Genomic DNA, 20,757 nt, shown 5'->3' on the forward strand with positions numbered 1-20,757 from the left:
GCACCAGCGGCGCGGGGCTCCGGAGGCAGTTTGCCGGTCAGGCGCTGGCGCCGACCTTCTCGCGCGCCGGCTCCTGCGCCGTCGCGGCCGGGGTGGTCCTGCGGCGGCTGCGCAGGATCAGCCAGCCGCCGACCGCGCCCAGCCCGAGGCCGGCGACCAGGCCCGCGGCGAGGATCCCGTACGAGGAGCCGCCGTCGGCGGGAGTCTGCGCGGCGGCCACGGGCGGAGGGGCTTGCTGCTGCTGGCCGCCGCCGTGGTGGCCGTTGGCACCCGGTACCGCCTGGCCCACGAGCTTCACGAGCACGGCCGGGTGCGCGCCGCCGGCCGCGTCGGCCCAGCGAACCACGGTCCCGTCCGAGTACGTCTGCACGAGCGTGAACGCGAGCTCGTCGCCCTCGGACGGCATCGGTCCCATGGACACGGTCAGCTCGACCGGCGGTGTCGACGCGGGCTTGGGATCGACCCGGCTCCACGTGATCGAGGCCGTGGTCTCGGTAACCGGCATGCCGTGCAGGCCGGCGACCGCCTCGTCCAGCGTGCGGGTCTCGGTGGCGGGTGCCCAGTCGTCCTGGGACATCGGGTAGATCTCGCCGATCGGGTTGTCCACCGGAGCGATCAGCTGGACCTTGGTGGTGTACGCCCCGGGGCGGTCCTCGCTCAGCCGGAACGTCACCTTGGCGCCGTCCCCTCGCGTGGCCTCCGACGGGTTCGCGGTCACGTCGGCCGAGGCCGGCGACGCGAGCGCGAGGGCACCGAACACAGCGGCGCCGAGCGCCACGACTGCCGTACGCCTGTTGCGGAACATGGACGGCTCCTATCTGTCACTTCGTTGCATGAGGGGGCACGGCCATGTCGGCCCGTGCCCCCTCAGGTGTCGCATGTGGATAGTCCCTATCGGACGGTGACCCGGACCGCGTCGAAGGCGGGGATCTGGTTGGCGCGCTGCATCATCGGGATGCGGTGTGAGGCGTCGCCGGCCCAGGAGGCGCACTGGAAGGTGCCCCGGTTGGGCAGGCCCGGCACGCGGATCTCGATGACGTCCGGCGCCGAGCTACCGGCACGGTCCTCGGTCGCCACGAAGAACGCCGGGGCCGGCGCCGGGTCGGGCGCCGCGTTCGTGCTGTTGAGCTGGCGGCAGCCGGTGTGGAAGTGGCCGCGGACCAGTCCCTGGTCGTTGAGGATGGACATGTCGACGTAGTAGCCGCCCTGGCCGGCCGGCAGGAACCGGTCGCGGATCAGGTTCCGGGTGCTGACCCGGATGGTGAACGGCTGGTTGACGCCGACGTTGCGCGGTGCGCTGGTGATCAGCAGCGTCGGGTTCTGGTCCGCGTTGCCGACCTCACCCATCTGGGTGTCGACGCAGCGGTTGCCGTTTTGGAAGCCGTCGTGCGCCTGGAGGCCGTTGCCCTCGGAGCACTCGTCCGGGCCGAACTCCAGCGGCGGCGGCGGGGCGGTGGTCCCGGGCGCGCTGGTCGCCGGCTGGTTGGGCTGGCCGGACGCGTTCGTGGAGGGGGTCGGGCTCGCGGGCGTCGTGGTGCACGCCTGGCCGTCACCCCAGTAGTTGCGGACCGTACGGCCGTTCTGCCGGGTCTCGGTCACGTTCGCCTGTCCGGCCGGCGCGGTGCCGTCCGGCGCGGGGCGACACTGGGTCGCCGGGGGACGGCTGCCACCACGGTTGCGCCGGTCACCCGCGTTGGAGATCTGCGTCACGGTGATGACGCCGCCGAACACCACAAGCGTCGCAAGCACGGCAATGATGCGCTTGTTTCGCCCGCTGGTCGATCTGCGCCGTTGTGCCGACCTGTACATGTGGGGATACCTTCTCCTTCTCCTTGAGGGCGGCGCGGTGGGCAGGCGTCGACCCATGAGGGGTTTCCTCTAGCACGTTTGCGGGTGCTGAATACACGTCCGAACTTCCATGCGCAACGAGTTCGCACCACGTCTATCCGCCTAGCCAACCTAAAAGCGGCCGTCGATTAGTGTCAAGCGACGAAGAAGGAATTAAGATTTCCCGGCTTTCCTTAAAGGAGATTTATGGTTGACCCTGAACGTTGCCATATCAACCGTTCGGATGATGTGGGGGTTCAACGATCTTGGAACTTTTTCGAAGTTCGCAGGTCAGGGCCGTGACCTGCGGGGAACCCTGCCCGTCGTCGGCCGCTGACGGAGCGTGGTCAGAAACGTGCGAAAGAACGGATCGTCATCCGCGGGCCAAATCGTGGCGCCGCAATTCCCGCGCTTTCCAAGAGTACGCACACGCGACCCCGATGTCCCATGAACGGCGCGAGCAGTTCGAGCATCCGCGCATCGTCGCCACGCGCTTCTCGGGCCAGCGCCCAGGCCACCGTGTTGGGAATGTGGTAATCGCCGACACTGACCGCGTCCGGATCGCCGTAGACGGTGCGGACCACCTCGGCGGCGGTCCACGGACCGATGCCCACGATGGCGGTCATCCGCTTTGTCGCCTCGGCGCTTGTGGCGCACCGCTCCAGGCGGGCGGCCTCGGCCGCGGCCCGGCGCAGCGTGTCCGCTCGCCGCTGCTCGACGCCGAACGGGTGGAACACCCAGTACGGCGCTGTCGCGATCGCCTCGGCCGCCGGCGGCATGAACAGCCGCTCGACCGGGCCCGGCGCCAGCTCGCCGAAACGGCGGACCGTCGCCGCATACGCCTGGTACGCCTCCTTGCCGGTGACCTTCTGCTCGAGGATCGCGCGCAGCAAGCGTGGAAAGAGCTGGCCGGTCGTCGGCAGCCGCACGCCGCGATGGACCCGGGCGAGCTCGGCTACCAGAGGATGCGCGGCCGCCAGCTCGGCGAACCCGGTGAGGTCGTCGTCCAGGCCGGCAATCGCGGGCGCCCGATCGACAAGCCAGCCAGCGCCGGGGCCGTGACCTGTCGCCACGATGCTCGCGCCGTCGCGCTCAAGGGAGAGTGATCCGGGGCCGTCGGGGGTGCGGCTCGCGTACCAGAAAGTGCCGCCGACGAAGCGGGCGCACGGGTCATGCCGGCCCATCGCGAGCATCCCCACCGAACCCGCGAGGTGGTACCCCTCCGGCGGCGTCATGACCCTTCGCACGATCACACACTAGGCGCTGGGTACTAAGGTGTTGAAGACGGCAAAGCGCCGGGACACGGACGGGGTGTCCCGGCGCTGCCCTTTTCGGCGACGCTGCGCAGGCCCGGTGGTCGTACCCTGACCACTCCCTTCGCGCTGGGCTTTCCGGGCCTTTCCCTTGGGGCGCCAGTTTGGGGGAACTGATCGCCTCCGCCCGCTGGCTGGTTGCGCGACCTGCGTGGATGTCGTGGGCTCTCCGACACGACATCCACAGGCCGGGGCGGGTGCGCTGCGCTCCGAAAAGCTTTTCTCTTACCTACCTGAACGGAACAGTCGGTACGTCGTCGCGCCGCCGGCTATCAGCGCCGCGAGCAGGACCACCCAGATGACCGCTGGGTCGACGCCGCCGATCTGGGCGCGCGCCTCGGAGCCGCTCAGGAGGCCGCTGCCGGCCGGCTTGTTGGCCGTCGCCGGCTCGGGTGGCAGGGGCAGCTCCGAGTACTTCACCAGACCGGTGCTCTCCAGCAGGGTCAGGTGGTTGAGCACGAAGCCGTTGGCGTCCTGGGCCAGCTTGCGCACCACGTCGTTGCGCGTACCGGTGCGGACACCGGCGATGACCGGAAAGACCTTGCCGTGCGCCGCCCGGAGCCGGTCGACGAAGATCTGGTCGAAATCGGCCCCGGCTTTCGCCTCCTCCATCTCGGCCAGCCACTTCTGCTGGTCCGAGTTGGGCTCGTCGGGAAGCCGGTAGTTCAGCTTGTTCGCCGCGTCAACCACGAGCTGGTCAAGCTGTGCGTGCTGCTTGGAGATCTCAGCACCCACCTGGCGAACGCGGACCCGGCCGCCCTTTTCGGCGGCCATGTTGCCGGCGGGCATCTCCCAAAGACCGGCGAGCCGCACAGCCGACAGCAGGTTCTTGTCGGCGGCGGTGAGGGGCGTATCCGGGGCGGCCTGGGCGGCTGCCATCGGCATCGCGAAAGTACCGAGCGTGCCGATGACGAGGCCGGCAAGGACGGCTGCCGCCCGACGCGATCCGGGTGCCGCGAGTCGTCCCGAGAACATCTTCAACCTCCCACGTAGAAGCTGTGAGAAACGCTATGGGGAGCGCAAGGAATCGTCAATCTAGGATGGATAGAAATAGGGATTTCTTACGTGACATTTAAAGCGAACTTATGCCGTGCCGACTCATCGGTGCGACATCGTACTTTCGGATGATGCTGGCGGTTCGAGCCCGCGTCAAAGTAATCGCGTGGTGCCAGACCGTGTTCGTGCTCGGCATTCATCCCGGTCGTACCACCAGCCCAGCTCAAACCCCGGCGGCCGGCCACGCCTCAAGGGCTGTGACCGGCCGCCGGGTCCGTGCGGGTTGGGGGTGACTCAGTAGCTGTAGCCCCGGAGTCACCGGTGCCGGCGTCGCCCTTGTCGTCGCCGCCGGCAGCCGCGTCGTCCGACGGGGGCTCGACGGCCTTCGGGGTACCGGTCGGCAGGCAGGTCACGTTCCGCTGGCCGGCGGGGGTGACCACGAACCAGGTGCCGCCCACGCCCTGGCCCTTCCACTGGCCCGGCTTCTTGTCGCCGATGTACCGGTACACGGCCCAGTTGCCGATGGTCAGCTGCTTGGTGCCGTCCGCGCGGGTGATCACGCCGACCTTGTCCTCGTCGACGCCGGACAGCTCGGGCTTGCCGTCATCGGTGTACGCCGGCGGCCACACCTGCTCGCACTTGCCCTCGCAGTTGCTGGCGGGCGGGTTCGCCGTGTCCTTGTCGAAGCGGTACAGCACCCACCCGTCCTGGTCGACCACGACCTGGCCCATCCGGGCAGGGTCTTCGCGGTCAGCTTGGTGGTGATCGGAACGTCCTTCTTGGGCTGGTCGCCCGTGTCCTCCGCGGCCTCTTCGCTGGCGTCGGGCGCGGGCGTGGGGGTCGCCTCCGCCGCCGCAGCCGCTTCGTTGGCCACCGAGACCTGGTCGTCATCCTGGTTGTAACCAGCCGGAGCACAACCTTGCAGGGCGAGTGCGACCCCTGCCAGAGCGCCTGCCAAGAGAGCGGTTCGCTTTCCCGGTATCACTTGCCCTCCCTGTAACTGTCCACTTGGGCCTTGTCGTCGGTTAGTACGTTGAAACCGGCCCGGGAGGATGAACTATCGACCGTAAACAATTTCACAGGCCAGGGGTGAACCAGGTCTGGGCCGCGTGCGTGTGCAGGTATGCAAGGGGTGTGCACCCTGCGGATCCTTAAGAGAAACTAAAGGGGGCGCCGCCTTTTTCGGCAGGCACCCCCGGTAGTTCTTAGCTCTTTCTTAAACCGGCACTTCGACGAGCGACTCGACGACGCCTTCCTTGGTCACCTGCTGCACCTGGATGCGGTCGATCTCGTTACGCGGGGTCGCCGTGCTGGTCTGGAGCAGTAGCGGCTCCGGCTCCTCCTTGGTGCCATACCCGGCCGGCGGTACCGACCAGGTGTTCAGCACCTCCTTGGTGCCGTCTTCGCGGAGCACCGTCAGCCGGCACTGCCGCGGGCCGGTGAGCTTGGTCAGCTGGAACGACACCTGGGTGCCCCAGGTCTTCGTCTCCAGCACGAGCTTGGCCTCCACACCGGTCTGCACGTCAGTGGCGGAGAACTGCTCGCCGTCCTCGCCGACGTTGGGGCCGCCGATGCCGGGCCCGCTCGGATTGCCGGGGTCGACCGGCGGCGCGACAGGTGCGCTGGTGCCGCGGCCCGCGATCACGTCGGACGGGGTGCCGCTGTCGCCGAAGAAGCGGCCGCCAGCCGCGAGCGAGACACCGGCGGTGGTCGCCAGCACCACGACCGCCGCCGCGGCGGCGAGCCACTGGCGGCTGCGGGCCTTGCGCCGGTGCGCACCCACCTCGACGATCATCCGGTCGAGCAGGCGTCCGTCGGTGCGGGACTGCTCGGCGGTGATGAGGCTCTCGCCGTCCACCTCGGACAGCAGGTTGACCACGGGCAGCATGGACTCGAGCTCGCCGGCGCAGGCCCAACAGCCGGCCAGGTGCTCCTCGAACTGCTCGGACTCCTGCGGCTCGAGCACACCCAGCGCATACGAGGCGACGTCCCAGTGCTCTGCCCGGCTCATCCGGTCACGCCCCGCTGCTGTAGCGCGCTACGCAATGCACGGAGCGCATAGTAGACCCGCGATTTGGCCGTCCCCAACGGCAGGCCCAGCGTCTCCGCCGCCTCCGGCACTGTCTTCCCCCGAAAGTACGTCTCCAGGATGATCTCCCGGTGTGGCTGGCTCAGCGTACGCAGCGCGTCCGTGACCGTCATCAGCCGGAGGACCCGCTCGGTCTCGTCCGGTTCGGAGAAGTTCTCCAGGTCCCGGCCGTACGTCTCCGGCGGGCGCGCGTTTTCGCTGCGGTGGTCGTCGATCGCGATCCGGCGGGCCACCGTGACCAGCCACGGGCGCAGGGACGACTGCCCCTGGGCGCCGAGGCGGTGGGCGTTGCGCCAGGCACGCAGCAGCGTCTCCTGGACGATGTCCTCGGCCCGCTGCCGGTCACCGCCGGTAAGCCGCAGCACGAACATCAGGAGTGGGCCGGCGTGTTCTTCGTACAGCTCCCGGACCAGCGCGTCGTCGTGGTCGGGGGTCGAGGACCCGGCTTGGTGGCGCCCGGGGGCGGATCGTGGCGTCACACGCTCATCATGGCGTGCCGCCGAGCCTCCGTCAGCAGCCGGCCAACGATCCGCCGACCGCTGGGGTGGCACCGCCGAGACCCGGTCCCGCGCGCGGCTGCCACGCCATTCCGCGGCTACCGCATACATAGGCTGTCCAGCGGCGTCAGCATCCTGACCTCCATACGCTCGCATGGCCCGAGACACCCGGACCATGCTTCAGTACGAGTAACGGCCGCGTACGGATCAATGACGCCAGAAACTCACTGGTGGCGGGTTCGAGGGCTGGGCCGATGCGTCGTCGACCACCTTGGCACCGTGCGTGAAGCGGCTGAGCTCGTCGCCGTGGATCAGGCGGCCGGGAAACCAGTCGCCGGCCACCCGCCGGGTCAGCTCCGGGATAGGCGGCTCGGCGTGCCCGGCGACGACGACAAGGTTGCCGTACCGCCGGCCGCGCAGCACCGTCGAGTCGGCCATCAGGCACGCGTGCGGCAGCGCCGCGCGGACCGTGGCGACCTGGCCCTTCGCGTACGCCAGCGGCGGCCCGTCGGCGACGTTGACCAGGTAGGTCCCGGCGGGTGCGAGCACTCGGGCCACCTGCTGGGCGAACTCCACCGACGCCAGGTGGGCCGGCGTGCGGGCACCGGCGAAGACGTCGCTGACCACCAGGTCGTACGACGCGTCGCGGCTGGACTCGAGCGCGGCCCGCGCGTCGGCCACCCGTACTCGCAGCAGCGGGTCCTTGGGCCAGGGCAGCTCGCGCCGCACCAGATCCACCAGCGCCCCGTCGATCTCCACGACCCGCTGGGCCGAGCCGGGCCGGGTGGTCGCCACGTACCGCGGCAAGCTCAGCGCCCCGCCGCCCAGGTGCAGCGCGCGCAACGGCTGCCGTGGCGGCGCCGCCAGGTCGACCGCCATCGCCATCCGCCGCACGTACTCGAAGTCGAGGTAGGTGGGGTCGTCCAGGTCGACGTACGACTGTGGCGCACCGTCCAGCACCAGCGTGAACGCCCGCGCCCGGTCGGGGTCGGGGACGAGGTCGGCCTGGCCGGAGTCGACCCGCGCGGACACCCGATCCGCCGCCCGCCGCCCGCCCGCCACCAGAGCAGTATGCCCCGGCGCTCAGGTCAGGCGTGCGGTTGCCAGGGTCAGGGCGCGGTGTAGCAGGCGCGGGTCGCCGAGCAGCCCGCGGAGTCGGCGCTCCAGTCCGGCGATCGGGATCAGGTTTTGCGGGGCCCGCGGGTCCTTGTACGACGTCGAGGCGAACCTCGGCAGTGTGACCAGCGACAGGTTGGCCAGCTCGACCGCCTGCTCGATGCTCAGGTCGGGGGAGCACTCCACCCGCACGATGCCGGACCAGGGCGCGCCGCTGGAGCCGGGCAGCCGCATGTACCACGACCATCCGCCCCACGCCGTGCCCAGCGCGAAGACCGGCGAGCGCTGCCACGGCCGCAACGCCGTCACCACGAGCGCGAGCGCGGGCGGGAGGTACTGGCTCTGCTGGGTCTTGACGTATCCGATCGTGCGTGGAAGGTGCCGCCGGCCGCGCAGTGGGCCGTCGACCACCAGCAGGTCGCCGTCGGTGCGGGCGGTGGCGGATATCTCCACCTCGAGTGCGGTGAGCGGGCCTTGCACGGAGCCCTGGAGCTTGCTCAGCTCACCGGAACCGCTCACCTTGTGCACGGCATACCGGACCTGTCCCGCGATCACGTCGCCGACCGAAGGGCTGGCGGTGAAGAGCGCGCGGGCCACCTGTGCCCCAGCCAACTCGGCGGCGCCACGAGCAAGATCACAGCGAACCACGCCGGCCGCGTAGGAGGCGGCGAGGCCCGGGAAGGAGGCGCCGTCGTCCTCCTCGGTGGACAGCGTGCCGTCGACCCGCTGCACACCGTCGACAAGCAACACCACGTCGGGCGGGCGAACCCCCTCCGGCGCCACGATCGGATGCCACGCCTCGGTGTCCACCTCATGGTGGGTTTCGATCTTGGCCGTGCTGGGCGACGACGGCCCGTCGCCGCCCTGGAAGGCCGCGCCGTACGACGCCGCCCACGTATCCATGTAGAGCCGGGTCATAGCCCGACTCGCTCTACGCGGGCGGTGCGGGCGTCCTTGCGTACCTCGAACCGCACCGGGACCCGCTCGGCGAGCGACGGCACGTGCGTCACCACGCCGACCATCCGGTCGCCACGGGCGGCCAGCCCTTCGAGCGTGGCGGCGACCGTGTCGAGCGTGGCCGCGTCGAGCGTGCCGAAGCCTTCGTCCAGCACGATCGACTCCAGGCTCGCCGACGTCGTGGAGAGGCCGGCGAGCTGCTCGGAGAGGGCCAGCGCCAGGGCCAACGACGCCTGGAAGGTCTCGCCGCCGGAGAGCGTCCGCACGCCCCGCCGCAGCCCGGCGTCGTGGTGGTCAACCACGTAGAACTCGCCCTTGTCGTGGACCAGCTCGTACTGCCCGGCGGACAGCTCGCGCAGGATACGCGAGGCACCGTCGACGAGCAGGTCGAGCGCCTCCTCCAGCAGCCACCGCTCGAAGTTGTTGGCCCGCAGGTGGCCGGCGAGCGTCTTGGCCACGTTGCCCTCGCGCTCGTGCGCGAGGCGCTGCTCGCGGAGGCGTTCGGCCTGCTCGCGGCGCTCGACGATGCGCTGGTGGGCACCCTCGGCCCGGGTCACCGCGACGGCCACCGCCCGGCTGGCGCCGGCGCCGTCCAGGCCCGCGTCAGGTACGGGCAGCTCAGCCGAGGCGAAGAGCGCCGCCAGCCGCTCCTGGATCCGCGTGACCGCCGCCCGCGCGCCCTCCAGTCGGGCGACCGCGTCGGTGCGCCGGCCGGTCCGGTCGGCCGCCTGCGCGGCGGCCCACTCGGCGAGGGTGGTCCAGGCGGCCACAAGGTCGTCCCGGTCGGCGGCCGGCGGACCGAGCCGCCCGACCGCGTCGCGCGCCTTGTCGAACCGGCGCCACGCCGCCCGCAGCCGCTCGTCGGCCGTGTCGGCGCCGCTCTGTGCCCGGCGCTGCGCCTCGCGCGCGGCCCGGACCGCGCCCGCGGCGTCGTCCAGCCGCTCCTGGAGCGCCGCCCGCGCCTCCAGCTCGCGGCCGAGCGCGGCCGGGCCGGGGAGTCGGCGACCCGCTCGGCCAGCTCCGCCAGTCGGGCGGTGAGCTGGTCGTGCTGTGCCCGGGCGCGCTCCAGCGCCCGGTCGAGCTCGCGCAGCGCCTTGTCGCGCTCGGCCACGAGCTGCGCGGCCTTGTCGGCCTCCTTGCGGGCGACCTTGCCGGCCGCTTCCGCGGCGGCCACGGTCGACTCCGCCAGGTCGGGCACCGTCGTCACCTTCTGCGCGCACACCGGGCAGGGCTCTCCAGCCACCAGGTGTACGCGCAGCGCGGCGGCCCGGTCGGCGGCCTGCGCGTCCTGGTACGCGCGGCGCGCCTCCTCCAGCCGGTCGGTCGCTTGTGCGGCCTCGGCGCTCGCCTTGTCCAGGGCTTTGGCCGCGGTGCCGTGCTCCTTCTTGGCGGTCTTCACCGCCTCGGCGAGCGACCGCGCCTGACCGGTCAGCTTGTCGTGCTCGGCGTGCGCCTCCAGCAGCAGGCGGAGGGCGGCGACGTCGGGCGCCCCGGCGAGCTGCCCACGCACCTTCTCCTCGCGCTCCTCGGCGACCGCGACGGCGGCGGCTGCCTCGGCGGCGGAAGCGCGGGCGGTGGCGACCGCCTCGGCCACGGCGGCATGGTCGGCCGGCGGGCGGATCGCGGCGAGCGCGTCGATCTCGCCGCCCAGCTCCTTGAGCGCGGCTCCGGCGTCCGTCACGCCCTGCTCCGCCTCGCGCAGCGCCGGCACGTCGGCCTCGACCGCCGCGGTCAGCTCGCGCATCGCGGTAACTCGTGCGGCGGCCGCCGCCAGCGACTCGTCGTCGGCGTCGGCGAGGTCGTCGAGCAGCTGGGCGACGGCGACGAGCTGGGCGTCCGCCTGCATCGCGCGGGCCGACGCCTTCTTCTGGATCGCCTCGTAGACGTGCAGCCCGAGCAGGTTGACCAGGATCTCCTGGCGGGCGGCGGGCTTGGCGTGCAGGAAGTCGGCGAACTGTCCCTGCGGCAGCACCACACAGCTGGTGAACTGCTCGTACGGCAGGCCGACCGCCTCCAGCACCGCGGCGTCCATCTCGCCGGGCGTGCCGGCCAGCACCTCGCCGAGGTCTTCCGGCGTGAGCCCGGCGTCCAGCTTGGCCGGGTCGAAGCCGCGCGGCATCAGCTGGAGCCCGGCGCCGCCCGTGGAGACGCGGCCCTTGCCGTCGCGGCGCACCACGCGGGTCGCCACGTACCGCGCGCCGGCCGACTCGAATACGAGCCGCACCCGTGCCTCGGTCGCGGACGGGGCGAGCGCGTTGACGATGCCGCGACTGCTCGCCCAGCGTGGCACCTGCCCGTACAGCGCGAAGCAGATCGCGTCGAGCACGGTCGACTTGCCCGACCCGGTAGGGCCGATGAGCGCGAAGAAGTCGACGTCGGTGAAGTCGATCGTGGTCTCCTCGCGGAAGACCGTAAACCCGGCCATGTCCAGCCGCAGCGGCCTCATGAGTGCTCTGCCTGCTGGTTCGCTCGCTCGCGCGGCGCTAAAGGCGACGCCTTCCTCCGCCGGCCCGAAACCCCGACTTCGTCGGCGGGCCGGCTCCGTCCAGGCGCCGCCGCGCCAGCTCGCTCGCTCACGCAGACACCTCCTCGTACAGCGTGTCGAACAGCTCTTGGACGCTCTCGTCGGCGTGCCCCCGGCTCTCCAGGTAGTCCGCGAAGAGGTCGCGTGGGGACCGGCCGGCCCGCTCGGCGCGGGCGGTGGCGGCGGTCTGCGGCAGCATGTCCGGGTCGATCCGCACCTCGAGGGCCTTGGGCAGCAGCGCCTGCACCTCCTCGCGCAGGCCGGCTCGCGGCGCCTCGCGCACGTACACCCGGAGCCAGCCGGGCTGGTCACCGTCCATCATGGACAACTCGGCGAGCGTGCCGCGCACGGTGCGCAGCGGTACCGCGGCGGTGATGGGTACGTCGCGCACCTTCGCCGTGCTCTCCGCGGTGACCTCGACGACGGCGACGGACGGCACGTTTTCCCCCTCGCCGAAGTCGATGGCGAGCGGGCTGCCGCAGTAGCGCACCGGTGCCGGACCGGCCACCTGCTGGGCCCGGTGCAGGTGGCCGAGCGCGACGTAGTGCGCGCTGCCCGGGAAGACCGTGGCGGGCACCGCGTACCCCATCACAGAGTGCGCCTCCCGCTCGCCGCCGCCCATGGTGGCGCCCACGACCGTGAGATGGGCGGTGACCAGATTGACCGCGCCCGGCCCGAAGCCCTGGCACAGCACGCCCAGCAACCGTCCGATGTGGTCGGCGTACGTCTGGCTCGCCTCCGCGGCCGTCAGCTCGTACATCTCGGCGGCGCGCACCGCGTACCGCTGGGAAAGGAACGGCAGCGCGACAAGCCGCCACCGCTCGCCGCCCGCGGTCTCGCCCTCCAGCACGTGGTCGGCGGCCGACTCGCGGACCGTGCCGCGTAGCGAGACGCCGGCCGCGTCGGCCCACGGGCGCAGCGCGTCGAGCGCCGCCCCGTTGTCGTGGTTGCCGCCGATCGCCACCACCTGGGCGCCGGTGCCGCGCAGCGCGGAGAGCGCCCGGGTGACCAGGCGGGTGGCCTCGGGTGTGGGGGCGGCCGAGTCGTACATGTCGCCGGCCACGATCACCAGGTCGGGGCGCTCGGCGCGGGCGATCTCCACCACCTGGGCGAGCACGGCGATGTGCTCCTCGGTCCGGGACTGTCCCTTGAGGACCTTCCCGACGTGCCAGTCCGACGTATGCAAAATCTTCATCAGAACGGGATCTCGTCCTCGGACCGGCCGCCGACGACCGCGAACGGGTCGGCGGACTGGACTATCGAGCGGAGCGTGGCGGACGGTGCCTGCCCCGCCTCGGACGGGCGGGTGGCCCAGGCCGGAAACGGGAACTCGACGCAGAGCGGTACCGGGATGTCGGGCTGGCTGACGAACATCGTGCCGGGTTTGGCGAGCAGTACGCGCTGGCGCTGCGCGGCCGGCAGGAACCCGTACTCCGGGCGGGACGCCTCGGCCGGGTCGAGCCGGCCGACCACGCGGATCGCCGAGTTGGTGACGATGCGCCGCTCCACCTCGCTCGCGGTCTGCTGCGCGCCGATGAGGATCACGCCCAGCGAGCGCCCCCGCTCGGCGATGTCGAGCAGCACCTCCTTGATCGGCGACGACCCCTCGCGCGGCGCGTACTTGTTCAGCTCGTCGAGCACCACGAAGAGCAGCGGCTTGGCCGAGCCCGCCTTCTCCTTGCGCTCGAATTCGGCCTTCAGCGTCACGCCGACCACGAAGCGCTGCGCCCGGTCCGGCAGGTTGTGCAGGTCGACGACGGTGACCTGGGCGCTCTCCGCCGTGTTGATCGCGTGCGGCCGGCGCGCGGCGAGGTCACCCCGGATGAGCCGCGCCAGGTCCTTCTTGCTCGCGATGAGCCGCCGGGCGAACGCGTTGACCGTACCGGTGTTGACCGCGCTGCCGGCCCAGGTGCCGCGGGTCTCCTCGTCGGTGAGCCGGGCGACCACGTAGTCGACAAGGTCGGGGTAGGACCCCAGGCGGGTGCCGTCGATGCCGATGCCGCCGTCGGCCGGCTGGGCGTGGCGGGCCAGGTGGGCGGTGACCGCGTGGACCACCATCGTGTACTGCTGGCGCTCGTCGTCGGCGTCCGCGAACACGTACGGCAGGAGGCGGGACTCGCAGAACTCGGCGAGCGTCCAGTAGAAGCTGTCCACGCCGGCGAGGCGGCTGCTCACGTCGGGCGTGCCGGAGGAGTCCTTGGCCCGGGGCGGCGCGTACACCCGGACGTCGGGGAAGGGCGTGGCGGGCAGGCCCAGCTCGGCGTACCGCGCGGTGGTGGCGTCGTCGAGCCGCGCATTCGGATGGTCGAGGAAGAGCAGGTCCTCGCCCTTGACGTTGAAGATCAGCGCCTTCGCGTTGATCGCGTCGCCGCCGAGCACCCCCGAGCGGAACACCGAGTACAGCAGGAAGGTGGCGAAGCTGGTCTTGGTCGCCACGCCGGAGATGCCGGAGATCGAGACGTGCGCGCCGCGGCTGCCGTCGAGGAAGTCCGCGTTGAGGTAAGCGGGCAGCCCGTCACGCCCGGTGCCCATCGGCACCCGCTTTTCCATCCGGTCGAAGTGGAGCGCGGCGGCCCGGAGGTCGCCGGTGGCCCGGCGGACGAGCGCGCCCGGCGACGGCGGCACGTACAGCTCCGGGTCGATCCGGGTGGTGGTGATCTCGGCGGCCTCCTGGACAAGCGCGGGGAGCGTGCCGTCGGCGATGGCGAAGACGTCGGAGTCGAACTGGGCACCCTCGTGCCGCGCCCGCACCTGGGTCACCACCCCGGCGATCGTCACCGGCTCGCGGCCGGGCAGCTCACGCTTGGTCACCACCACGTCGTCGAGCTGGAGGTAGCTCCCGGGCGCCACGGCCGTCCAGAACTGTAGCGGCGTGGCGTCGGCCGTGCCGAGGACCCGCCCCACCGCCTCACCGGTCTCATCCACCACGGCCTCATCGTGCACCACCAGACCGACATCGTTGCGGAGGACTCACCGATATCCACAACAACTTGTGGTCATCCACAGATTCGTCCACAAGAACATGTGGTCAAACCGTCACGGACGGGTGTACCGCAAGAACAGCGAGCCCTCCGACTCCAGTACGTGGCGCAGCGCCATGCCCTTCGGCGGTCCGGCGGGTCCGGCGGTGATGCGCCCGGCGCCCGGGCCGGTGACCAGCGGCGAGACGGTCAGGCACACCTCGTCGACGAGGTCGGCCGCGGCGAGCGAGCCGAACAGGTGCGGACCGCCCTCGCAGAGCAGGTGGGCGAGGCCACGCTCGCGGAGCCGGACCAGTGCCTCGGCGAGGTCGACCGTTTCGTCGCCGATGGTCAACACCTCCGCCACCCCGGACAGCGCCCGCCGCCGGTCGCTCGGGGCCAGCCCGTGGGTGACCACGATCGGCCGGACCGGCGCGTCCGCGAACGCCGCCTGCCCCGGGTTGAGGTCGAGCGTGCCGGAGAAGACCACGAGCGTCGGGTACTCGGTCAGGCCCTGCTCCCGCCGCCAGGCCCGCCGCTCGGGGTTGAGCCGCACCGCCCGGTAGCCCTCGTGGCGCAGCGTCCCGGCGCCCACCACCAGACCGTCGCACAGCATGCGGAGCAGGCCGAAGACCTTTTTGTCGGGTACCCCGGACAGACCCGCCGAGAATCCGTCGAGCTCGACCGCACCGTCCACACTGGTGACGAAGTTGACCCGGGTGAGGGGTCCGTCCGTGCGGTAGAGGCCGACAAGTGCGGCGTCGTCCAGCGCGGGGCCGGGCTCCAGCCGTGAAAGGGAGGCGCTCATCCGCCCGCCGGACCGCTGACCGGGGGAGTGGGTGCCGGGGTACGGTGCTGGCAGTCGCACCAACTGCCACCCGGGCAGTCAGCGTGTCGCTTCGACCGGCACGCCTGGCAGATCATGTGAACGACCCTACGGCAGCACGACGTCACGAACGGGGACAGGGCAAACCATGCCGCGCCAGATCTTCCAGCTGAAGGTGTCGCTCGCAGACGTCGTACCGCCGGTGTGGCGGCGGGTGCTCGTGCCGGGTGGGTACACGCTCGACCGGCTGCACCGTGTCGTCCAGCTCGCCATGGGTTGGCAGGACTGCCACCTGCACTCGTTCGACATCGACGGCGTGCAGTACGGCGAGCCGGACCCGGACGGTGAGCTGGCGCTCCGCGACGAGCTGGAGGTACGGCTTGACGCGGTGTCGGCGAAGGGCGGCCGGTTCCTCTACACGTACGACTTCGGCGACTGGTGGGAGCACGAGCTCACCGTCGAGGACGCCTTCGGCGCCGAGCCCGACGAGCGGTACCCCGCGTGCGTCGACGGCGAGCGGGCGTGCCCCCCGGAGGACGTCGGCGGGGCGTTCGGCTACGCCCGCTTCCTCTCCGCGATAAGTGATCCCGGCCACCCCGAGCACGAGGCGATGATGGCCTGGGTGGGGCGCCCGTTCGACCCCACGGCGTTCGACATGGATCGAGCGACGACGCTGCTCAGGCGCCTGGCGTAGACCGGCTCGGGTAGCTAAACCCCCTTCCGCGCGGCTGGTGGTATTTCGCGCACTGCGGTCAGTAACGAAATGGGAACGCTCCCAGTTGGGCCTTGACACCCCAGAAACGTGCCGGCAATCTCATGGGAGCGCTCCCGGCGGGGTGTGGTGGAAGCCACACACCGGGCACCGTGTGGCGCCAGGCACGCCTTCGAAGCGGTCGTGGGCAAGCGTTTCGCGCGTCCGCCGACGTGGCGTGCACCGGGCACACCCCCACCACACACATCACGACCTGAGAGGGGTCAGGGATGAGCGTTTCGACGCGCCGCCGGCGGTACGCGGCGGTCGCGCTCGCCACGGTTGCGGCTCTCGCCACGACCACGGCGTGCGGAGATGACAACGAGGGCGGCGGCGACACGGGCGCCAAGCCGGAAAAGCTGGTGGTCGACACCTTCGGCGAGGCCGGATACGAGGACCTGGTCAAGCAGTACGAGCAGCAGACCGGCATCAAGATCGAGCTGCGTAAGGTCGCCCAGCTGAACGAGTTCCGGCCGCGCGTCGTCCGGTCGCTCGCCACCGGCAAGGGTGCGGCCGACGTGATCATGCTCGAAGAGGGCATCCTCAACGAGTTCAAGCTCAACCCCAACAACTGGGTCGACCTGGCCCCGCTGGTGGGCGACCTGAGCAAGGACTACCTCTCCTGGAAGTACGAGCTCGGCAAGGCGCCGGACGGCCGCCTCATGGGCGTACCCACCGACGTCGGCAGCCTCGGCATCTGCTACCGCACCGACCTCTTCAAGGCCGCCAACCTGCCCACCGACCGCGAGCAGGTGAGCGCGCTCTGGCCGACCTGGGACAAGTTCATCGAGACCGGCAAGCAGTACAAGCAGGCGACCGGCAAGGCCTTTGTCGACTCGGACACGATGGCGGTCAACGCGGTCATGTTCCAGCAGAAGGGCGCGGACCTCTTCTTCGACAAGGAAGACAAGATGATCGCCGACACGAGCCCCGCGGTGAAGGCCGCGTGGGACCAGGCGATCGCGCTCGCCGACGCCGGCATCACCGCGAAGATCACCACCTGGTCGCCGGAGTGGAACGCCGGCTTCAAGCAGGGCACCTTCGCCGCCACGGCCTGCCCGTCGTGGATGCTCGGCATCGTCGAGAGCAACTCCGGCCCGGAGAACGCGGGCAAGTGGGATCTCGCCGCGGTGCCCGGCGGCGCCGGTAACTGGGGCGGCTCCTGGCTCGGCGTGCCGACGCAGAGCAAGTACCAGACGGAGGCCGCGAAGCTCGCCGCGTTCCTGACCAACACGGCCGGCCAGGTCGCCGCGTTCAAGAAGAGCGGTCCGCTGCCGACCAACCTGAAGGCGCTAGAGGACCCGAGCTTCATCTCCTACACGAACAAGTACTTCAGCGACGCGCCGACCGGCAAGATCTTCGGCGAGAGCGTGCAGGCGATCGTCCCGACCCACCTCGGTCCGAAGCACCAGGCGGTGAAGGAAAACGCCATGGAGCCGGCGCTGCGGGCGTACGAAACCGGGCAGCTCGACAAGGCAAAGGCCTGGGAGCAGTTCACCAAGGACGCCGCGACGCAGGGCGCCTTCTGATCCACCCGTCCCGATAGCGGTCTCGGTGGCGTCCGGGGAAATGTGCCCGGGCGTCACCGAACACCGTACGCAAACCCCTCCGCCAAGCCGGCCGCACCCGGGAAGGGAAACCCATGAGCGTTTCGGCCACCAAGGCACCGCCCTCCCGGGGCGCGCCAGCTAAGCACGCCTCGCCAGGGCGCCGCGCGCGCTACCGCTTTGCCCGGTGGGACCTCAAGTACTCGCCCTACCTCTACATCGCGCCGTTCTTCGTGCTCTTCGGCATCTTCGGGCTCTACCCGATGGTGTGGACGTTCTGGATGTCGCTGCACGACTGGGACCTGGTCGGCACCCATACGTTCATCGGGCTGGAAAACTACACCGCCCTGCTCAGCGACGACTATTTCTGGAACGCCGTCCGCAACACGTTCGGCATGTTCGTCCTCGCCACGGTGCCACAGCTCGCGCTGGCGCTCTTCCTGGCCAACCTGCTCAACCGGCCGCTGCTGCGGGCGCGCACGTTCTTCCGGATGATCATCTTCGTGCCGAACGTCGTCTCGGTCGCGGCCGTGGCGATCGTCTTCGGCATGCTCTTCCAGCGCGACTTCGGCGTCGTCAACTGGTTCCTCAGCCTCTTCGGCGTGGACGCGATCGACTGGCGGCGGGAGTGGTGGACCTCCTGGACCGCCATCTCCGTCATGGTCGACTGGCGGTGGACCGGCTACAACACGCTGATCCTGCTCGCCGGCATGCAGGCGATCCCGCGCGACCTCTACGAGGCGGCGGCGATGGACGGGGCGAGCGCCTGGCGGCAGTTCTGGAACGTCACGCTGCCGATGCTGCGGCCCACGTTCGTCTTCGTCGTGATCCTCTCCACCATCGGTGGCCTACAGCTCTTCGTCGAGCCGCTCATCTTCAACAACGGCAACATCATCGGCGGTACCCAGCGCGAGTTCCAGACCGTGCAGATGTACATGTTCGAGAACAGCATCCACAACCTCAGTAGGGCCGGGTACGGCGCGGCGGTGGCCTGGGCGCTCTTCCTGATGATCGTGGTCGTGTCCGTGCTCAACTTCGTGATCACCCGGCGTTCGGTGAAGTGAGGGAGACCCGATGACCACCCTGCCCACCGGGTCGAGGCGGCTGTGGCGTACCAGCCCGCTCACCTACATCGCACTGGTTCTGGCGGTGCTGAGCTCCATCTACCCGCTCTACTACATGTTCGTGATCGCCACCCGCAGCAACGACGCGATCAACGACACCCCGCCACCGTTCACCCCGTCGGGCCTCTTCCGCGACAACCTCAACCGGGCGCTGGAAAACGACACCGCCAACCTGCTCCAGGGCATCGTCAACTCGGTGATCGTCTCCAGCGTGGTCACCGCCTCGGTCGTGCTGACCGGGTCACTGGCCGGCTTCGCGTTCGCCAAGCTCAAGTTCCGCGGGCGCAACGGCCTGATGCTCGCGGTCGTCGCCACGATGATGGTCCCCACCCAGCTCGGCATCATCCCGCTCTGGGGCCTGATGCAGGACCTCGGCTGGTACGACTCGCTGCTCGCGGTCACCGTGCCGTTCCTGGCCAGCGCGTTCGGCGTGTTCATGATGCGCCAGTACGCGACATCCGCGGTCTCCGACGAGCTGATCGAGGCGGCCCGGATTGACGGCTGCTCGACCTGGCGCATCTACTGGAGCGTGGTACTGCCCGCGCTCCGCCCGGCCGCCGCCGTACTCGGCCTGCTGACCTTCATGCAGACCTGGAACGAGTTCGTGTGGCCGTTCGCCATCCTGACCCCGGAGAACCCGACGCTCCAGGTGTCGCTGGCCACCCTCTCGTACGCCTACTACACGGACTACTCGATGGTGTTCGCCGCGACGGCGGTCGGCACCGTTCCACTGATCGTGGTGTTCATCGTGTTCGGCCGCCAGATCATCGGCGGCATCATGGAAGGTGCAGTCAAAGCGTGACAAGCCCGAACGGCCACGGGGTGGCCTTCCCGCCGGACTTCCTCTGGGGCGCGGCCACCGCCGCCTACCAGATCGAGGGAGGCGCCACCGAGGGCGGCCGGACGCCGTCGATCTGGGACACATTCAGCCGTACTCCCGGAAAGGTGAAGGGCGGCGACACCGGCGACGTCGCTTGCGACCACTTCCACCGTTCCGCGGACGACGTGAAGCTGATGGCCGGTCTGGGGCTGAAGTCCTACCGGTTCTCGCTCGCCTGGCCCCGGATCCAGCCGGACGGGCGCGGCCCGGCCAACGAGGCAGGCCTCGACTTCTACCGCCGGCTCGTCGATGACCTGCTGGCGCACGGAATCGAGCCGTGGGTCACGCTCTACCACTGGGACCTCCCGCAGGCCCTGGAGGACGCGGGCGGCTGGCCGGAGCGGGACACCGCCGCCCGGTTCGCCGAGTACGCGGAGATCGCCCACCGCACGCTGGGCGACCGGGTGCGCAACTGGACCACGCTCAACGAGCCGTGGTGCTCGGCCTTCCTCGGGTACGGCTCGGGGGCACACGCGCCGGGCCGGAACGACGGCGCCGACGCGCTGCGGGCGGCGCACCACCTGATGCTCGGCCACGGGCTGGCGGTCCAGGCCATGCGGGCCGCCCAGCCCGAGCACAACCTCGGCATCACGGTCAACCTGTACGCGATCTCGCCACAGACCGACTCGCCCGCCGACGCCGACGCCGCCCGCCGGATCGACGGCCTGGCCAACCGGATCTTCCTGGACCCGGTGCTGCGCGGGCAGTACCCCGCCGACGTGGTCGACGACGTGCGTGAGGTGACCGACTTCGAGCACGTACGCGACGGCGACCTCGCGGTCATCTCCACGCCGCTGTCGGTGCTCGGGATCAACTACTACAGCCGATACGTGGTGGCCGGTCCGGACGGGGAGTCGGCCGAGCCCTACTGGCGGGCGCCGTCCAACTGGCCGGGCAGCGAGAACGTGCGCTTCGGCGACCGGGGCCTGCCGGTGACCGACATGAACTGGGAGATCGACGCGCCCGGCCTTGTCGAGGTGCTCGACCGCGTGCACCGGGAGTACCCGGAGATCCCGATCTACATCACCGAGAACGGGTCGGCGTTCGTCGACAAGGTCGTGGACGGGCAGGTGGACGACCCCGAGCGGCTGGCGTACTTCGAGGCGCACCTGCGGGCCTGCCACGACGCCATCGAGGCGGGGGTACCGCTGCGCGGGTACTTCGCGTGGTCGCTAATGGACAACTTCGAATGGGCGTGGGGTTATTCGAAGCGCTTCGGCATGGTCTACGTCGACTACGACACCCAGGTGCGGATTCCGAAGTCGAGCGCGAAGTGGTACTCCGAGGTGATACGCCGCAACGGCCTGGGCTCCGAGGCGGGCTCGGAAGGGCAGGAACGCGCACAATAGG

17 protein-coding genes and 1 pseudogene are annotated in these 20,757 nt (G+C 70.5%); 5 read left to right on the plus strand and 13 right to left on the minus strand.

Translation table 11 applies throughout. The features are described 5' to 3' along the window. Nucleotides 1–37 precede the first annotated feature (37 nt). The 13 genes and pseudogenes from Pflav_RS42105 to Pflav_RS42165 form a co-directional block, all read right to left on the minus strand. Complete coding sequence (locus Pflav_RS42105; protein WP_173042042.1) at nt 38–805, minus strand: DUF1775 domain-containing protein; 768 nt, start codon at nt 803–805, stop codon at nt 38–40. Between the two features lie 86 nt (nt 806–891). Beyond that, a complete protein-coding gene (locus Pflav_RS42110; protein WP_332107844.1) occupies nt 892–1,749 on the minus strand; it encodes a Pecanex-like protein 1 in 858 nt (285 codons plus the stop codon). A 425-nt stretch (nt 1,750–2,174) separates the two neighbouring features. Further along, nucleotides 2,175–3,062: a DNA-3-methyladenine glycosylase family protein gene (locus Pflav_RS42115; RefSeq protein WP_173042946.1), complete on the minus strand. Its 888-nt coding sequence runs from the start codon at nt 3,060–3,062 to the stop codon at nt 2,175–2,177. Between the two features lie 303 nt (nt 3,063–3,365). Further along, nucleotides 3,366–4,115: a DUF4142 domain-containing protein gene (locus tag Pflav_RS42120; RefSeq protein WP_173042044.1), complete on the minus strand. Its 750-nt coding sequence runs from the start codon at nt 4,113–4,115 to the stop codon at nt 3,366–3,368. Nucleotides 4,116–4,384: 269 nt separating this feature from the next. After that, nucleotides 4,385–4,867 (minus strand): COG4315 family predicted lipoprotein, encoded by a 483-nt coding sequence (locus Pflav_RS42125; protein ID WP_232072555.1) that lies wholly within the window; start codon nt 4,865–4,867, stop codon nt 4,385–4,387. A 485-nt stretch (nt 4,868–5,352) separates the two neighbouring features. Next, on the minus strand, nt 5,353–6,147 hold the full coding sequence (locus Pflav_RS42130; protein WP_173042045.1) for an anti-sigma factor family protein: 795 nt from the start codon (nt 6,145–6,147) through the stop codon (nt 5,353–5,355). Further along, nucleotides 6,144–6,833 carry a sigma-70 family RNA polymerase sigma factor gene (locus tag Pflav_RS42135; RefSeq protein WP_173042046.1) on the minus strand — a complete coding sequence of 230 codons (690 nt, stop codon included), beginning with the start codon at nt 6,831–6,833 and terminating at the stop codon, nt 6,144–6,146. The genes Pflav_RS42130 and Pflav_RS42135 overlap by 4 nt, the downstream gene beginning before the upstream one ends. 96 nt (nt 6,834–6,929) lie before the next feature. Continuing rightward, complete coding sequence (locus Pflav_RS42140; protein WP_173042047.1) at nt 6,930–7,784, minus strand: spermidine synthase; 855 nt, start codon at nt 7,782–7,784, stop codon at nt 6,930–6,932. A 21-nt stretch (nt 7,785–7,805) separates the two neighbouring features. Continuing rightward, nucleotides 7,806–8,756 (minus strand): hypothetical protein, encoded by a 951-nt coding sequence (locus Pflav_RS42145; RefSeq protein WP_173042048.1) that lies wholly within the window; start codon nt 8,754–8,756, stop codon nt 7,806–7,808. Next, nucleotides 8,753–11,241 (minus strand): annotated as a pseudogene (locus tag Pflav_RS42150) (AAA family ATPase). Before Pflav_RS42150 ends, Pflav_RS42145 begins: the two are co-directional and overlap by 4 nt. Nucleotides 11,242–11,368: 127 nt before the next feature. Further along, a complete protein-coding gene (locus Pflav_RS42155; RefSeq protein ID WP_173042049.1) occupies nt 11,369–12,514 on the minus strand; it encodes an exonuclease SbcCD subunit D in 1,146 nt (381 codons plus the stop codon). Then, nucleotides 12,514–14,262, minus strand: coding sequence for an ATP-binding protein (locus tag Pflav_RS42160; RefSeq protein ID WP_173042947.1), 1,749 nt, complete (start codon nt 14,260–14,262; stop codon nt 12,514–12,516). Before Pflav_RS42160 ends, Pflav_RS42155 begins: the two co-directional genes overlap by 1 nt. A gap of 93 nt (nt 14,263–14,355) precedes the next feature. Then, nucleotides 14,356–15,087: a pyrimidine reductase family protein gene (locus Pflav_RS42165; RefSeq protein WP_173042948.1), complete on the minus strand. Its 732-nt coding sequence runs from the start codon at nt 15,085–15,087 to the stop codon at nt 14,356–14,358. Nucleotides 15,088–15,253: 166 nt separating this feature from the next. Here Pflav_RS42165 and Pflav_RS42170 point away from each other — a divergent pair, with 166 nt between their 5' ends. The 5 genes from Pflav_RS42170 to Pflav_RS42190 all read left to right on the plus strand — a co-directional run bounded on the left by Pflav_RS42170 (nt 15,254) and on the right by Pflav_RS42190 (nt 20,756). Further along, complete coding sequence (locus Pflav_RS42170; protein WP_173042050.1) at nt 15,254–15,799, plus strand: plasmid pRiA4b ORF-3 family protein; 546 nt, start codon at nt 15,254–15,256, stop codon at nt 15,797–15,799. 287 nt (nt 15,800–16,086) lie between these two features. Beyond that, nucleotides 16,087–17,385 (plus strand): ABC transporter substrate-binding protein, encoded by a 1,299-nt coding sequence (locus tag Pflav_RS42175; protein WP_173042051.1) that lies wholly within the window; start codon nt 16,087–16,089, stop codon nt 17,383–17,385. Nucleotides 17,386–17,498: 113 nt separating this feature from the next. Next, nucleotides 17,499–18,467, plus strand: coding sequence for a carbohydrate ABC transporter permease (locus Pflav_RS42180; protein WP_173042052.1), 969 nt, complete (start codon nt 17,499–17,501; stop codon nt 18,465–18,467). A 10-nt stretch (nt 18,468–18,477) separates the two neighbouring features. After that, on the plus strand, nt 18,478–19,329 hold the full coding sequence (locus Pflav_RS42185; RefSeq protein WP_377309911.1) for a carbohydrate ABC transporter permease: 852 nt from the start codon (nt 18,478–18,480) through the stop codon (nt 19,327–19,329). Next, nucleotides 19,326–20,756 carry a GH1 family beta-glucosidase gene (locus Pflav_RS42190; RefSeq protein ID WP_232072557.1) on the plus strand — a complete coding sequence of 477 codons (1,431 nt, stop codon included), beginning with the start codon at nt 19,326–19,328 and terminating at the stop codon, nt 20,754–20,756. Before Pflav_RS42185 ends, Pflav_RS42190 begins: the two co-directional genes overlap by 4 nt. Nucleotide 20,757 lies beyond the last annotated feature (1 nt).

The organism is Phytohabitans flavus, from assembly GCF_011764545.1.
GTDB classification, from domain to species: Bacteria; Actinomycetota; Actinomycetes; order Mycobacteriales; family Micromonosporaceae; genus Phytohabitans; species Phytohabitans flavus.

Coding starts and splice junctions, on each gene's coding strand:
- Pflav_RS42105 (WP_173042042.1), bottom strand. CDS start 805: ATGTTCCGCAACAGGCGTACGGCAGTCGTGGCGCTCGGCGCCGCTGTG.
- Pflav_RS42115 (WP_173042946.1), bottom strand. CDS start 3,062: ATGACGCCGCCGGAGGGGTACCACCTCGCGGGTTCGGTGGGGATGCTC.
- Pflav_RS42120 (WP_173042044.1), bottom strand. CDS start 4,115: ATGTTCTCGGGACGACTCGCGGCACCCGGATCGCGTCGGGCGGCAGCC.
- Pflav_RS42125 (WP_232072555.1), bottom strand. CDS start 4,867: ATGGGCCAGGTCGTGGTCGACCAGGACGGGTGGGTGCTGTACCGCTTC.
- Pflav_RS42130 (WP_173042045.1), bottom strand. CDS start 6,147: ATGAGCCGGGCAGAGCACTGGGACGTCGCCTCGTATGCGCTGGGTGTG.
- Pflav_RS42135 (WP_173042046.1), bottom strand. CDS start 6,833: ATGTATGCGGTAGCCGCGGAATGGCGTGGCAGCCGCGCGCGGGACCGG.
- Pflav_RS42145 (WP_173042048.1), bottom strand. CDS start 8,756: ATGACCCGGCTCTACATGGATACGTGGGCGGCGTCGTACGGCGCGGCC.
- Pflav_RS42155 (WP_173042049.1), bottom strand. CDS start 12,514: ATGAAGATTTTGCATACGTCGGACTGGCACGTCGGGAAGGTCCTCAAG.
- Pflav_RS42165 (WP_173042948.1), bottom strand. CDS start 15,087: ATGAGCGCCTCCCTTTCACGGCTGGAGCCCGGCCCCGCGCTGGACGAC.
- Pflav_RS42170 (WP_173042050.1), top strand. CDS start 15,254: ATGCCGCGCCAGATCTTCCAGCTGAAGGTGTCGCTCGCAGACGTCGTA.
- Pflav_RS42175 (WP_173042051.1), top strand. CDS start 16,087: ATGAGCGTTTCGACGCGCCGCCGGCGGTACGCGGCGGTCGCGCTCGCC.
- Pflav_RS42180 (WP_173042052.1), top strand. CDS start 17,499: ATGAGCGTTTCGGCCACCAAGGCACCGCCCTCCCGGGGCGCGCCAGCT.
- Pflav_RS42185 (WP_377309911.1), top strand. CDS start 18,478: ATGACCACCCTGCCCACCGGGTCGAGGCGGCTGTGGCGTACCAGCCCG.